The 14,418-nt window shown below is 62.7% G+C and carries 12 protein-coding genes; 6 read left to right on the top strand and 6 right to left on the bottom strand.

The window, feature by feature from the left end; all coding sequences use genetic code 11:
- Positions 1-114: 114 nt before the first annotated feature.
- The gene (locus QM609_RS07030) at positions 115-933 is read left to right on the top strand and encodes an HAD-IB family hydrolase (RefSeq protein WP_003946123.1); all 819 of its coding nucleotides are present in this window, start codon (positions 115-117) and stop codon (positions 931-933) included.
- Positions 934-1,324: 391 nt separating this feature from the next.
- Here the strand turns inward: QM609_RS07030 and QM609_RS07025 are convergent, their stop codons facing one another.
- The 5 genes from QM609_RS07025 to QM609_RS07005 form a co-directional block, all read right to left on the bottom strand.
- Positions 1,325-2,074: a Fic family protein gene (locus QM609_RS07025; RefSeq protein WP_003946100.1), complete on the bottom strand. Its 750-nt coding sequence runs from the start codon at positions 2,072-2,074 to the stop codon at positions 1,325-1,327.
- Positions 2,075-2,130: 56 nt separating this feature from the next.
- Positions 2,131-3,855, bottom strand: a complete 1,725-nt coding sequence (locus tag QM609_RS07020) for a dipeptide ABC transporter ATP-binding protein (RefSeq protein WP_283337189.1) — start codon at positions 3,853-3,855, stop codon at positions 2,131-2,133.
- 5 nt (positions 3,856-3,860) lie between these two features.
- Complete coding sequence (locus QM609_RS07015; protein ID WP_019746638.1) at positions 3,861-4,817, bottom strand: ABC transporter permease; 957 nt, start codon at positions 4,815-4,817, stop codon at positions 3,861-3,863.
- On the bottom strand, positions 4,810-5,736 hold the full coding sequence (locus tag QM609_RS07010; protein ID WP_003946101.1) for an ABC transporter permease: 927 nt from the start codon (positions 5,734-5,736) through the stop codon (positions 4,810-4,812). Before QM609_RS07010 ends, QM609_RS07015 begins: the two co-directional genes overlap by 8 nt.
- A gap of 125 nt (positions 5,737-5,861) precedes the next feature.
- Positions 5,862-7,478, bottom strand: a complete 1,617-nt coding sequence (locus QM609_RS07005; protein ID WP_037132624.1) for a peptide ABC transporter substrate-binding protein — start codon at positions 7,476-7,478, stop codon at positions 5,862-5,864.
- Between the two features lie 364 nt (positions 7,479-7,842).
- On the opposite strand from QM609_RS07005, the gene acs reads away from it, so the two are divergent.
- A complete protein-coding gene (acs, locus tag QM609_RS07000; RefSeq protein ID WP_050655293.1) occupies positions 7,843-9,774 on the top strand; it encodes an acetate--CoA ligase in 1,932 nt (643 codons plus the stop codon).
- A gap of 37 nt (positions 9,775-9,811) precedes the next feature.
- On the opposite strand, the gene QM609_RS06995 is transcribed toward acs, so the two are convergent.
- Complete coding sequence (locus tag QM609_RS06995) at positions 9,812-10,237, bottom strand: MarR family transcriptional regulator (protein ID WP_050655294.1); 426 nt, start codon at positions 10,235-10,237, stop codon at positions 9,812-9,814.
- A gap of 107 nt (positions 10,238-10,344) precedes the next feature.
- Between QM609_RS06995 and QM609_RS06990 the strand changes: the two genes are divergently transcribed.
- The 4 genes from QM609_RS06990 to QM609_RS06975 all read left to right on the top strand — a co-directional run bounded on the left by QM609_RS06990 (position 10,345) and on the right by QM609_RS06975 (position 14,303).
- Positions 10,345-11,424 carry a substrate-binding domain-containing protein gene (locus QM609_RS06990; protein ID WP_050655295.1) on the top strand — a complete coding sequence of 360 codons (1,080 nt, stop codon included), beginning with the start codon at positions 10,345-10,347 and terminating at the stop codon, positions 11,422-11,424.
- A gap of 122 nt (positions 11,425-11,546) precedes the next feature.
- Positions 11,547-12,167, top strand: coding sequence for an AmiS/UreI family transporter (locus QM609_RS06985; RefSeq protein WP_003946099.1), 621 nt, complete (start codon positions 11,547-11,549; stop codon positions 12,165-12,167).
- Positions 12,168-12,193: 26 nt separating this feature from the next.
- A complete protein-coding gene (locus QM609_RS06980; RefSeq protein ID WP_003946093.1) occupies positions 12,194-13,231 on the top strand; it encodes an aliphatic amidase in 1,038 nt (345 codons plus the stop codon).
- Between the two features lie 10 nt (positions 13,232-13,241).
- Positions 13,242-14,303, top strand: a complete 1,062-nt coding sequence (locus QM609_RS06975; protein ID WP_050655296.1) for an AAA family ATPase — start codon at positions 13,242-13,244, stop codon at positions 14,301-14,303.
- The last annotated feature ends 115 nt before the right edge of the window (positions 14,304-14,418 follow it).

The following is a 14,418-nucleotide window of genomic DNA, read 5'->3' as shown; positions in this document are numbered from 1 at the left end:
CACCCGCCATCGGCGAGAAATGCAAGCCTGAGCTGCACTGAACTGCTGTTTTTCGCCGAAAGAGGACGCTTGCCGAAGAGCACACGAACCGCCTGTCGGACTATCCTCAATCCTGTGACCGACAAGCCTGCGAACGGACTGAATACCGGGCGGACAGCCGCTTTCTTCGATTTGGACAAAACGATCATCGCGAAGTCGAGCACCCTGGCGTTCAGCAAGCCATTCTTCGCACAGGGTCTGATCAATCGACGCTCGGTTCTCAAGAGCAGCTATGCGCAATTCCTGTTTCTACTGTCCGGCGCCGATCACGATCAGATGGAGCGCATGCGCGAGCATCTGACGGCGATGTGTGCGGGCTGGGACGTGGAACAGGTGAAGGCCGTCGTCGCGGAGACTCTGCACGACATCGTCGATCCACTCGTCTTCGCCGAGGCGGCCGATCTGATCGCAGATCACAAGCTGCGTGGACACGACGTCATCGTCGTGTCTGCTTCGGGTGAAGAGATCGTCGCACCGATCGCCCGCGCCCTCGGCGCCACCCATTCCGTCGCGACGTCGATGAGGGAGGAAGACGGCCACTACACCGGCGAGGTGGACTTCTACTGCTACGGCCCCGGCAAGGTCGAAGCCATGGAAAAACTCGCCGCGGAGTACGGTTACGACCTCGCCGCCAGTTACGCCTACTCCGACTCGGTGACGGATTTACCCATGCTCGAGGCTGTCGGACATCCGACCGCAGTCAACCCCGATCGAGCGTTGCGCAAGGAAGCAGCCGTAAACGGTTGGCCCATACTGACTTTCTCGAATCCGGTCTCACTTCGTGCCCGATTGTCGGCCCAGTCCACGACCACGGTGGCCACTACCGCTGCGGTGGGAATCGCAGCTCTGGTGGCCGGCGCCATGACCTTCGGGCTACTGCGCCGGAAACGCTGAAATCCAAGGCCCACAAACAAAAATTGGTACTTGCTGTGAGCCCGGACACAGGGTACAAAGGAGTTACGGAAGAACGGAAGGCCAGGAACGGCTCGGAAGAGAAGGACCGTTTCCCCAACCGAAATTCCTAGCACGGGCACTAGGGCACCCACGCGGAGCACAAGCCACTATAAGGGCAGAAGCGTTGTGGGCCTGCGAGATTCGTTCAATTTGAGCGAGGACCCCGCACAGGTTGCGGGGACGACCTCAGAAAGCGCGATCCCTCGCCGAGGCCACCCACACAACCCACCGAGCACGCTTGGTAACGAGTAGTCCGTGCTGACGGGCGGCGAAGTCGATTTATCGGCAGCGCCGCCCGTTCGTTATGTTCCGACAGGCGCAATTTGCCGGACTATCCGGTAGCGGCGTCGGCAATCGAAGTCGCCTCTCGCGCACCGGCTTCGAGAGCACCACAGCACAGAATCACCCAGCTGCCGACGCCCGCCGGATTTCCCGAAGCGAATCCTGCCGCGCCGTCCGTGTACGCCTGTGGCCGCCGAAGCCAACTGACCTCGGGGACCCCGAGATTGTGCGGATCCAGTCCCGACGAGACCGCAACCAGACGCGAGGCCGCGCGGGCGACGATGCCGTCAGCGGTGCCGAACGGGCTCAGCGCCAAGAGTTCTCCGTGTACGACGGCCGCCAGAACAGGTGCCGGTGCACTGGTTCCGCCTGTAACGAGTTGGGCGAGAGCGTCCAACCGCTCCCCCACTCCGCGATCCGACCGTGGCCGCCCCAGTTGATCTGCGTCCTCGACGAGATCCGCCGCGGCCAACAGGTGCAGCCGGGCCAGAGCCTGAAGTGGGGCGCGCTTCCACGTCGACTCCATGAGCGGAAGGCTGTCGCCGTCGAGAGCCTGAGCCACGCGCAGAGCACCCGCGAGAATCGGATCACCGGCCATGCCCTCGGTCGGCAATTCGGTGGTGCCACCGGCGAGCGATGCGGAAGCGCGCGCGGCACGAACCGCGGCTTCGGCGGCAGTGGTGGGCCAACCGCGACGGTTGGTCTTGTGCCGATGAACCTCACCCAGAGCATCGCGCGCATGATCGGCGGCGGCGCGTACGCCTGGAAGATCGACGAGGGGCTGCAAGGGGTCCGTCACGATCAACGACGGTACCCTTGCAGCCCCTCTGCGGACTTGCCTACCTACCTGTTGCGTCAGCTTCCCAGCTTGATGGACCCACCGGGAATCGCGTCGAGCAACTTGCGGGTGTAGTCCTGTTGCGGATTACCGAACACGTCGTCGATCGGTGCCGATTCGACGATCGAGCCACGCGACATCACCAACACGTTGTCCGCGATCTGACGAACCACGGCCAGGTCGTGCGTGATGAAGAGGTACGTCAACCCGAACTCTGCCTGCAGGTCGTTGAGCAGGGTCAAGATCTGATCCTGCACGAGCACGTCGAGAGCGGAGACCGCCTCGTCGCAGATCACGACCTCCGGTTGCAGTGCCAACGCTCGCGCAATTGCGACGCGCTGACGCTGTCCGCCGGAGAGCTCGTTCGGGAACCGTCGCATGACCGACTGGGGCAGACCGACCTTGTCGAGAAGTTCGCGGACGCGAGCCTCCCGTTCGGCTTTGGTCCCGACCTTGTGGGTACGCAGCGGCTCTTCGATCGTGCGGTAGATCGAGTACATCGGGTCGAGCGTGCCGTAAGGGTTCTGGAAGATCGGCTGCACTCGACGACGGAACGCAAATGTTTCCTTCGCACCGAGTTTCGACACGTCCTGACCGTCGAAGACCACGTTGCCTGCAGTGGGCTCGAGCAGACCGAGGACCATCTGTGCGACCGTCGACTTACCGGAACCCGATTCGCCGACGATTGCAGTCGTGGTTCCGCGGCGGACCTTGAAGGACACGTCGTTCACGGCTGTGAAGTCGGTGGTCTTGCGGAAACCCTTGCGCAGCTTGAACACCTTGGTCAGATGATCGACGACAAGAACGTCGTCGGTCACCTTGCCGAACGACTCTGCCGCACTTTCCTCGGCCTTGACCGCTTCGGCGACCTCTTCCGCCTGTTCGCGAATCTCGGCGCGCGCCACCGACGAGCTGAGCCGCTTCGACGCCAACGACGGCGCAGCCGCGACCAGCTTCTGCGTGTACGGATGCTGCGGGCGCTTCAGAATCTCCAGTGCCGGACCGGATTCGACGATACGACCCTTGCTCATCACGATCAGATGCTCGGCGCGCTCGGCGGCCAGGCCAAGATCGTGAGTGATGAGCAGAACGGCGGTGCCGAGTTCCGTAGTCAGACCGTCGAGGTGGTCGAGGATCTGACGCTGGACGGTGACGTCGAGCGCCGACGTCGGCTCGTCCGCGATCAGGAGTTTCGGACGAGCGGACAACCCGATCGCGATGAGTGCGCGCTGACGCATACCGCCCGAGAACTCGTGCGGGTACTGCCCCAACCGGCTCTCGGCTTCGGCGAGTCCTGCCTCCTCGAGCAGTTCGGCGGCCCGAACCTTGGCTGCCTTGCCCTTGGCGATCCCGTTGGCGGCCAGTGCTTCCTCGATCTGGAAGCCCACTTTCCACACGGGATTCAGATTCGACATCGGGTCCTGCGGAACCAAACCGATCTGGCTTCCCCGGATGTGGACGAAGTCCTTCTCCGAGATCTTCGAGATGTCCTTGCCGTCGAAGATGATCTCGCCTGCCGTCACCTTGCCGGTGCCGGGAAGCAGATTGATGATCGAGTGGGCGGTGGTGGACTTACCCGAACCCGATTCGCCGACGATCGCGACCGTCTGACCCGGGTAGACGGTCAGGCTGACGCCTCGAACTGCCGGAACCGGACCGGAATTGGACTGGAAAGACACCTCGAGATCACGAATCTCGAGCAACGGAGTTTCCTCCGAGGTGAGAGTTTCCTTGGTGGTCATCGTGCTCACCGCTTCCGCGACTTGGGATCGAGGGCGTCGCGCAGAGCGTCACCCATCATGATGAATCCGAGAACGGTGATCGCCAAAGCCGTTGCCGGGTAGAACAGAATGGTCGAACCCTGACGCAGCGTCACCTGAGCGTTGCTGATGTCGCCGCCCCACGAAACCTCGGTGGACGGAAGACCGATACCGAGGAAGGACAGCGTCGCCTCGGCAACGATGTACGTACCGAGCGAGATGGTGGCGACCACGATGATGGGCGCCAACGAGTTCGGGATGACGTGGCGGATCAGTGTCTTGAGCTTCGAGACACCCAACGCTTCCGAGGCCATGACGTAATCGTTGTTCTTCGCCGAGATCACCGCGCCTCGAGCGATTCTTGCCATCTGCGGCCAGCCGAAGAGCGCCAGCACACCGACGACGGTCCAGATGGTGCGATCGGTGAACAGCTGCATCAGGACGATGGCAGCCAGGATCAGCGGGATGCCGAAGAAGATGTCGGCGACACGGGAGAGGATCGAATCGGTCCATCCGCCGTAGAAACCGGACAGCGCACCGAAGATCACGCCGATCACCAGCACCGACGCAGTGACACCGACGCCCACGAGTACGGATGCGCGAGCACCGTAGATGGTGCGCGAGTACACGTCACAGCCCTGGCGGTCGAAACCGAACCAGTGCCCTGAGGTCGGCCCCTGCATGCTGTAGGTCAGGTCGCAGAACCGCGGATCGGTGCTCGTGAACAAGCTCGGAAACGCTGCGATGACGATGACCGCGAGGATGATGATCGTCGAGATGATGAACAGGGGGCGCTTGCGTAGGTCGCGCCACGCGTCGGTCCACATGCTCGTCGGCGCCTGATCGAGTTTGACGGCGTCCGTCTCCCCCGGTGCCGCAACTTCGGGCGGTGCCACGAAATGACTTTGCCGGACGGCGCGTCCGGTCTTCACGGTCTCAGACATAGCGGATCCTCGGATCGAGCGCGGCGTACAAGAGGTCGACGAGCAGATTTGCGATCAGGTAGATCACGATGAGAATGGTGACGAACGAAACCACCGTCGGCGCTTCACCTCTGGTCACGGCCTGGTAGATCGTGCCGCCGACGCCGTTGATGTTGAAGATGCCCTCGGTGACGATGGCGCCGCCCATCAACGTTGCGAGGTCGGCGCCCAGGAACGTGACCACGGGGATCAGCGAGTTGCGCAACACGTGCACGCGAACCACTCGTCCACGGGAAAGTCCCTTGGCGGTGGCAGTGCGCACGTAGTCGGCACTCAGGTTCTCCGCCACGGACGTTCGGGTCAGTCGCAGGACGTAGGCGAACGAGACCGAACCCAGAACCAGGGCGGGGAGCAGGAGATTCTTGAAGCTGGTGTTGCCACCGACCGTCGGCGGGACGATGCCCCATTTGACGCCGATGAAGAACTGAGCCAGGAAGCCGATCACGAAGATCGGGATGGCGATGAGAACGAGGCTGAACAGCAGGACGGTGCTGTCGAAGAATCCGCCCTTACGCAGGCCTGCGATGAGGCCGAAGCCGACACCGAAGACGGTCTCGACGATCAGTGCCATGAAGGCAAGTTTCATCGTGATCGGAAATGCCTGTGCCAGAACTTCACTGACAGGTCGTCCGGAGAACGACGTGCCGAAGTCCAGCGTGAAGATGCCCTTCAGGTACAGCAGGTACTGCTGATAGAAGGGGAGATCGAGGTGGTAGCGCTCCCGAAGCTGTGCTGCCACAGCCGGACTGAGCGCCTTGTCGCCCGCCAACGCGGCAATCGGATCACCGGGAAGCAGGAAGACCATGGCGTAGATCAGAAGAGTGGCCCCGAGAAAGACCGGGATCATTTGAAGCACTCGGCGACCGATGTACCAGAGCATCGGATCACCTCCTTGTCGATGATCGTGTACGTCAGCGGACAGTCCGGTGTGAACACGAGTTCGGGACGGCAGGCAGGGCGCCTGCCGCCCCGAACTCACGTTTCAGATGCGGATCGTTCTACGCGTCAGTTCTTTTCGATGTCTTCGTAGACCGGAATGCCGTTCCAGCTGATGGTCACGTTGGAAACGTTCTCCGACCATCCACTGGCTGCGTTGCGGTACCACGTCGGAATTGCAGGCAGGTCCTTGAGCAGCACTTCCTGAGCCTGATCGAGCAGTTCCTGAGCCTTCGCCTTGTCCGTCTGGCCGGCCGATTCGCGCAGGAGGCGGTCGAACTCGGGGTTGGAGTACTCACCGTCGTTGGAGCTGCCGCCGGTCTGGTAGTTCTGCGCCAGGAAGCCGTACTGCTGCGGGTAGTCACCCTGCCAGCCGGAGCGGAACGCGCTCTGGATGGTGCGGTCGGTGGCTTCGGTGCGGATCTGCGCAAAGGTGGCGTACTGCTTGCCCTTTGCGTCGATGCCGAGCGTGTTGCGGATGCTGTTCGCCGTGGCGTCGACCCATTCCTGGTGTCCGCCGTCGGAGTTGTATCCGATCTCGAAGCTGCCGGACCACGGAGCGATGGCGTCGGCCTTGGCCCAAGCGGCCTTGGCTGCCTCGGGGTCGAACTTCAGGTTGCCGTTACCGGTCAGCGAGTCGTTCCAACCCTCGATTGCGGGGCTGGTGAAGTCGAGTGCAGGCGTCCTGGTCTTGTTGAAGATCTGCTGCGTGATCTGATCGCGGTTGATCGCCATCGAGATCGCCTGACGGCGGAGCATGCCCTCTTCACCACTGAAGTGCGCCAGGCGCCCCGGGATCGTGAACGTCTCGATGGTTGCCGACGGCTGGTTGACCGTGCGACCGGCAAGATCCGACTCGAAGGTCGTGACCGCGCTCGGCGGGACCTGGTCGAGAACGTCGACGTTGTTGGCGAGGAGATCCGTGTACGCCGTGTCGAGGCTGTTGTACATGATGAAGTCGACGCCGGCGTTCTTCGGCTTGCGGTTGCCGTTGTAGTCCGGGTTCACGACCGTGTCGATGCGGACGTTGTGCTGCCACGCGCCGGCGCCGTCGAGCTTGTACGGGCCGTTGCCGACCGGGTTCTCGCCGAATGCGGTCATGTCCTTGAACGCGACCTCGGGCAGCGGGTAGTACGCCGTGAAACCGAGGCGATCGGGGAACGCCGACTCGGGCTGCTTGAGTTCGATGGTGAAGGTGGAGTCGTCCACAACCTTCAGACCCGACATCGTCTGAGCCGTCGGAACCTCGGCGGCAACTTCGTCGTAGCCCTTGATCGGATCGAAGAACGATGCCTGGATCTGGGCGTTGGTGGAGAGGGCTCCGAAGTTCCACGCGTCGACGAACGACTTCGCGGTGACGGGGGTGCCGTCCGTGAAGGTCCAACCGTCCTTGAGCTTGACGGTGAAGTTCTGACCGTCGGTGCTCTCGATGGACTCGGCAACCTCGTTCTCCGTGCCACCGTCGGCGGTGTACGAAACGAGACCGGCGAACAGGGAGTCGAGGACGCGGCCGCCCTGGTTCTCACTCGTGTTCGTGGGAATCAACGGGTTCTGGGGCTCGCCCGCCCAGGCGTTGACGACACCGCTGGACGATCCGCCCGACGAATCGCCGGACGAACATGCCGTGATCAGCACTGCCGTCATTCCGAGCGCGACCGCGCCGGTCGCTATGCGTGAGATACGCAAAGGAATTCCTTCCACATCTAAGTGACCCCGAGCATGCTCGCGGCCTGCCGACAGCCGTAACTGCCGGCGTCGTGTCGCCTACAACTGAAAGTGAACGTGACTTCGAGTTGTGGTCGAATAATGGTTTGACAATAGACACATCCGACGCGGGGCGCGCATCGCACCCATTGTCCGCAATTCCGAGGGAAATCTGTCCGCGCCCATTCACTCGTCGGCGGAAGCGACCACCCGTCGCATCAATTCGACCGATCGTCGCAGGACAACGGGTTGCAACGTGATGCAACGGTGCGTTTACGCGAGCTTGTGACTACCCTCACACGGAGTCAGAAAAGTGTCGATCAAAGTGGAAAGAAGGCCGTCAGCCATGACAAGCGCAGCCGAAACAGACGTCCCCCAGGCATATCCGCCGAGCGCAGAGTTCGCTGCGGCCGCCAACGCGGGACCGGAGTTGCAGGCTGCCGCAGATACCGACCGCCTCGCTTTCTGGGCGAATCAGGCTGAGCGCCTTCACTGGCACGAGAAATGGACCGACGTCCTCGACTGGACCGACGCCCCCGTCGCCAAGTGGTTCGTCGGCGGAAAACTCAACGTCGCCTACAACTGCGTCGACCGCCACGTCCTCGCCGGCAACGGCGACCGCATCGCCATCCACTTCGAAGGCGAACCAGGCGATTCCCGCGACCTGACCTACAACGACCTCCTCGCCGAAGTCAGCCGCGCCGCAAATACTTTCACCGACCTCGGCCTCGTCGCCGGTGATCGCGTCGCGATCTACATGCCGATGATCCCCGAAGCGATCGTCACCATGCTCGCCTGCGCCCGCCTCGGCCTGACCCACTCCGTCGTCTTCGCCGGATTCTCCGCCACCGCCCTACGCTCGCGCATCGACGACGCCCAAGCCAAACTCGTCGTCACCGTCGACGGCCAGTGGCGACGCGGCGCCGCAGCACCCATCAAAACAGCGGTCGACGAATCCGTCGCCGGCGCCGAATCCGTCCAGAACGTGTTGGTGGTCAACCGGACCGGCATCGACGTCGACTGGACCGACGGCCGCGACCTGTGGTGGCACGAAACCGTCGCACAGGCTTCACCCGAGCACGAGGCGCAGGCCTTCGACGCCGAACATCCCCTGTTCATTCTCTACACCTCCGGCACCACCGGAAAGCCCAAGGGCATCATCCACACCTCCGGCGGCTACCTCACCCAGGCCTCGTACACCCACCACAACGTCTTCGATCACAAAGCGGGACAAGACGTCTACTGGTGCACCGCCGACATCGGCTGGGTCACCGGACACTCCTACATCGTCTACGGACCCCTCTCGAACGGCGTCACCCAGGTCGTCTACGAAGGCACCCCCAACTCCCCGAACGAGCACCGCCACTTCGACATCATCGAGAAGTACGGCGTCTCCATCTACTACACCGCCCCCACCCTCGTGCGGACGTTCATGAAGTGGGGCCGCGAGATCCCCGACGCCCACGACCTGTCCTCGATCCGCCTCCTCGGATCTGTGGGCGAGCCCATCAACCCCGAAGCGTGGCGCTGGTTCCGAGAGGTCATCGGCGGCAACAAAGCCCCCATCGTCGACACCTGGTGGCAGACCGAGACCGGCGCGATCATGATCTCCCCACTCCCCGGTATCACCGCCACCAAACCCGGATCCGCGATGGCCCCACTGCCCGGTATCTCCGCGAAGATCGTCGACGACGACGCCAAGCCCCTCGGCCCCGGCGGCAACGGCTACCTCGTCCTCGACGAGCCGTGGCCGGCGATGCTCCGCGGCATCTGGGGCGACATGGACCGCTACCGCGACACCTACTGGTCCCGCTACGCCGAAGAAGGCTGGTACTTCGCCGGTGACGGCGCCAAGTACGACGACGACGGCGCACTCTGGGTCCTCGGCCGCGTCGACGACGTCATGAACGTCTCCGGTCACCGCATCTCCACCTCCGAAGTGGAATCAGCACTGGTGAACCATCACGGAGTCGCCGAAGCCGCCGTCGTCGGTGCCGCCGACGAGACCACCGGACAGGGCATCGTCGCGTTCGTCATCCTGCGTGAAGGCGTCGAGAACACCGGCGACGTCCTCATCGCCGAACTCAAGGCTCAGGTCTCCACCGACATCAGCCCCATCGCCAAACCGCGTCAGATCACGATCGTGCCGGAACTGCCGAAGACCCGGTCCGGCAAGATCATGCGCCGCCTCCTGCGCGACGTCGCCGAAGGCCGCGACCTCGGAGACACCTCGACCCTGGTCGACCCCAAGGTATTCGACGCCATCCGCGGCAAGTAGGGCCTTCGGCCCCTGTGCGCCTTTTTGGTAGTCCCCACTACCGGAAAGGCACACAGGGGCGAAGCCCCTCTCGCAACTTCACTTCCTCTTTCGACGTCAGCCAGGACTCCTCGGCTACGCGGATGTCTGCGGCAACCCTCTTGTGCAAGGACTTTCCGCGCGAGGAGAGAAACACGCGTACCTTCCGGCGATCGTCCTCCCCGACTTCGCGGTAGATGAGCGCGAGCGAGACCAACTTGTCCGCAACTCGCGTCAGCGTCGGAGCCGGTGTTCCCGTTCGATCGCGCAACTGAGCCATCGTCAGCCCCTCGGTCGACGCCAGGGCTTCGAGCGTCATCCAGTGATCGAGAGTGAGATTCTCTGCCGCCAGCGCCTTCTCCGCCGCTGCCGCGGCCATTCGAGCTGCTCGGACCAGCGCAGTCGTCAGCGACGCATCAAGAATTTCGGAGTCACTTTTTCCCACTGATCGCTCCCCCGCTGTTGCGCAGTTCACACTTCTCGGGCAATACTTTCAAATGAAATGATAGTAACCCAGGCCAGGCCGCTGACTCCCGATTCCGGCGGCGACGCATGAGCACTACCGGCGCGCTCGAACGCGCGCGCAGCGCGGTGTGGCGCCTGGGCATGGTGGTTCCCCTTCAGGGGCCGGCCGGACTGTTCGGCCCCTCCTGCGAAGCAATCAGCGAGTTGGCCGCCCGCGACCTCAACAACTCCGGTGGCGTGCTGGGACGCGAAGTCCAGATCGAAGTGATCGACGGCGGCGCGACGCCGAGTGCCGTCGCAGCCCGCGCGCAACAACTACTCGACGCCGGCGACATCGACGCCGTCAGCGGTTGGCACATCTCCTCGGTCCGCCACGCACTCGCACCGGTGGTCGCAGGCCGTATTCCGTACTCGTACACCTCGCTCTACGAGGGCGGCGAGGTCAGGCCCGGCATCTACTGCTCGGGTGAGACACCACGTCAGCAGATCGCGCCGGCGCTGAAGTGGCTGCGCGACAACGTCGGAGCGCGTAAGTGGTTTGTCGTCGGGGACGACTACATCTGGCCGCACAGCTCTCTCGGAGCCGTGAGGCAATTCGCCACCGAACTCGATCTCAGCCTGGTCGGCGGTTCGTTTGTCGACCTCGGGCGCGGAAACATGAAGCAGTTGGTCGAGACCGTCTCGAACTCCGGTTGCGACGGCGTGATCATGCTCCTCGTCGGGCAGGACGCCGTCGACTTCAACCGAGCCTTCGCCCGCCGAGGCCTCGACGAGTCGATGATCCGGTTCAGCCCGTTGATGGAAGAAAACATGCTGCTCGCAAGCGGCCCCCGCGCAACCCGGAACCTGTTTGCCTCGGCGGCGTACTTCCGCTCGATGGTCGACGGTAACTCCATGGACCTGCTCGGGCGCTACATCGCACTGCACGGCGCGCACGCTCCGGCACTGAACAACGCTGCCGAGTCGTGTTACGAAGGGATACATACCCTTTCGGCCCTGGTGCGGCGCGCCGACAGCACACATCCGCGTGACCTGGACGCCGTCGTCGAGGGTGCCGCGTACGACGGGCCTCGCGGAACCGTCGAGTTTCGTGATCGTGTTGCACGGCAGAAGATTCAGCTCGCCGTCGCCGACGGACTCGACTTCTCGATCATCGCAACGCTCTGAGATTTTCCCTGAGATCTCCCTCTTGACTTCTGTGGCGCGCATCACTTAGTTTCATTTGGAATCATTTCATTTGAAAGTAACCCGTCCCGAAGTAACCGTCCCGAAGTAACCGGAGGTGCCCGATGGGCAGTGTTGGTTTGCTTTACGTGGGAGCCGTCCTCTTCGTCAACGGACTGATGCTGCTCGGCACAGTTCCCGTTCGATCCGCCTCGGTCCTCAACCTCTTCGTCGGCGCACTTCAATGCGTCGTCCCCACCGTCATGTTGATTCAGGCTCAGGGAGATTCGAGTGCCGTCCTGGCGGCCTCAGGGCTCTATCTGTTCGGATTCACCTATCTCTATGTGGGCATCAGCAATCTCGCCGGCTTCGAGCCGGAAGGAATCGGGTGGTTCTCGCTGTTCGTCGCGTGCGCCGCGCTCGTGTACTCCTTCCTCTCTTTCACAGTGAGCAACGACCCCGTCTTCGGGGTCATCTGGCTCGCATGGGCAGCGCTGTGGACGCTGTTCTTCCTGGTACTCGGGCTCGGCCGCGAGAATCTCAGTCGCTTCACCGGCTGGGCAGCGGTCCTTCTGAGCCAGCCCACGTGCACGGTCCCCGCATTTCTGATCCTGACCGACAACTTCCACACCACACCCGCCGTCGCGGCCGGTTGGGCCGGAGCGCTTCTGGTTCTCCTGGGCCTGGCCAAGATCCTCGCTGCACCCAAAACCGCAGTACCCCAATCCCGTCCAGTCTTCAACTGATCGACACAACCAAGGAGTGAAAGACAATGCGACACGGTGACATCTCCTCGAGCAACGACACGGTCGGCGTAGCAGTGGTCAACTACAAGATGCCCCGCCTGCACGATCGCGCCGGCGTCCTCGAGAACGCGCGCAAGATCGCCGACATGATGATCGGCATGAAGACCGGCCTCCCCGGAATGGATCTGGTGGTCTTCCCCGAATACTCCACGCAGGGAATCATGTACAACGAGGAGGAGATGTACGCGACAGCAGCCACCATCCCGGGCGACGAGACCGCGATCTTCTCCGCAGCGTGCCGCGAAGCCGACACGTGGGGAATCTTCTCCATCACCGGCGAACAGCACGAAGACCACCCGAACAAGCCCCCGTACAACACGTTGATCCTCATCGACAACAAGGGCGAGATCGTTCAGAGGTACCGAAAGATCCTGCCCTGGTGCCCCATCGAAGGGTGGTACCCGGGAGACACGACGTATGTCACCGAAGGCCCGAAGGGGCTGAAGATCTCGCTCATCATCTGCGACGACGGCAACTACCCGGAGATCTGGCGCGACTGCGCGATGAAGGGTGCAGAACTGATCGTCCGTTGCCAGGGATACATGTACCCCGCCAAGGACCAGCAGGTGATGATGTCCAAGGCAATGGCCTGGGCCAACAATTGTTATGTGGCAGTTGCCAATGCGGCCGGATTCGACGGCGTCTACTCCTACTTCGGACACTCCGCGATCATCGGATTCGACGGCCGGACGCTGGGTGAAACCGGCGAAGAAGAATACGGAATCCAGTACGCGCAGCTTTCCGTCTCAGCCATTCGCGACGCACGCGAGAACGACCAGTCCCAGAACCACATCTTCAAACTCCTCCATCGCGGCTACTCCGGTGTCCACGCAGCAGGTGACGGAGACAAGGGCGTCGCGGACTGCCCGTTCGAGTTCTACAAGCTGTGGGTCACCGACGCCCAGAAGGCTCAGGAACGCGTCGAGGCCATCACCCGAGACACAGTGGGTGTAGCGGATTGTCGCGTCGGAAACCTGCCGGTCGAGAAGACAATCGAAGCGTAAGGATCTCACTGTGCCTTATATCACCGACATGCTCCATGACCGGAACAGTGCAGCAGCAGCACCACCGCCGGCCGAGGAACGAACCGAACCCGTACCGGTCGGGGCCTTCGACGCTCGCAAGCTCTCGAAAGCCCTGAGTTCCAAGATCGTCGGACAACAGGCCGCCGTCGACGCAGTGGTTCGTGCGATTTCGATCGCGCATGTCGGTGCCACGGATCCGACGCGTCCGCTCGCAAACATCCTTCTCGTTGGCCCGACCGGCGTCGGCAAGACGGAATTGGTGCGGCGCGTGGCCGCAGAACTACGGTCAGGACCCGATGATCTGTGCCGCATCGACATGAATGCTCTTGCGCAAGAGCATTATGCGGCGTCATTCTCCGGGGCTCCACCTGGATATGCCGGTAGCAAGGAGTCCTTCACGCTGTTCGACAAGAACACCGTCGAGGGCGATCCGTACACCCCCGGAATCGTCCTGTTCGACGAAGTGGAGAAGGCCGACCCCACCGTGCTGCGTGCGCTCCTGCAGGTCCTCGACAACGGCGAACTCCGGTTGGCGAACGGTCAGCAGAAGATCTCGTTCCGCAACAGCTACGTGTTCCTGACCTCGAATCTCGGCTCTGCTGCGGTGGCAGAACATCGGCGATCCCACCTGCGGCAGCTAGCCGATCGCGTCCGAATCGATCGACCGCGCCATGGTCATCATCTGGTGCAACGCGCGTTGGAGAAGTTCTTCGACCCCGAATTCTTCAACCGCATCGACGAAACCGTGATCCTCGACGAGTTCGACGAACAGACCGCGGAACAAGTGACCCGTCTCGAGATCGAACTGATCACGACTCGGTTGGCCAGGAGAGGCATCGACGTCGAGGTGGAGGACAGCGCCGTCGCCCTGTTGCAACGGCGCGGGTTCGACCCGGTGTACGGAGCACGTGGCCTGCGCCGGACCATCCGGAACGTCTTGGCCGACCCGGTGGCCGCCGCCGTTCTCGACCTTCGGCCGGTCGGGACGCAGCCACTCGCCTTGCAGGCGCGGGCAGTTGGTGATCAGATACAGGTAAAGAAAGTCCCATGAGTGCTCGCTCACGTTGCGGATCGAATCCGCAACGTGGGCGACACATTTCAAACATGTCCGCGTAACGCCACCTCCCTAGGTTGGGTGCCTGCACCACAAAGTGCACATGCACAGG

Source organism: Rhodococcus sp. IEGM 1302 (assembly GCF_030056935.1).
GTDB classification, from domain to species: Bacteria; Actinomycetota; Actinomycetes; order Mycobacteriales; family Mycobacteriaceae; genus Rhodococcus_F; species Rhodococcus_F qingshengii.
Note: the sequence above shows the minus strand (reverse complement) of the source record. Positions and strands in the feature narration are given on the sequence as shown.

Coding starts and splice junctions, on each gene's coding strand:
- QM609_RS07020 (WP_283337189.1), bottom strand. CDS start 3,855: ATGACCACCAAGGAAACTCTCACCTCGGAGGAAACTCCGTTGCTCGAG.
- QM609_RS07015 (WP_019746638.1), bottom strand. CDS start 4,817: ATGTCTGAGACCGTGAAGACCGGACGCGCCGTCCGGCAAAGTCATTTC.
- QM609_RS07010 (WP_003946101.1), bottom strand. CDS start 5,736: ATGCTCTGGTACATCGGTCGCCGAGTGCTTCAAATGATCCCGGTCTTT.
- acs (WP_050655293.1), top strand. CDS start 7,843: ATGACAAGCGCAGCCGAAACAGACGTCCCCCAGGCATATCCGCCGAGC.
- QM609_RS06990 (WP_050655295.1), top strand. CDS start 10,345: ATGAGCACTACCGGCGCGCTCGAACGCGCGCGCAGCGCGGTGTGGCGC.
- QM609_RS06985 (WP_003946099.1), top strand. CDS start 11,547: ATGGGCAGTGTTGGTTTGCTTTACGTGGGAGCCGTCCTCTTCGTCAAC.
- QM609_RS06980 (WP_003946093.1), top strand. CDS start 12,194: ATGCGACACGGTGACATCTCCTCGAGCAACGACACGGTCGGCGTAGCA.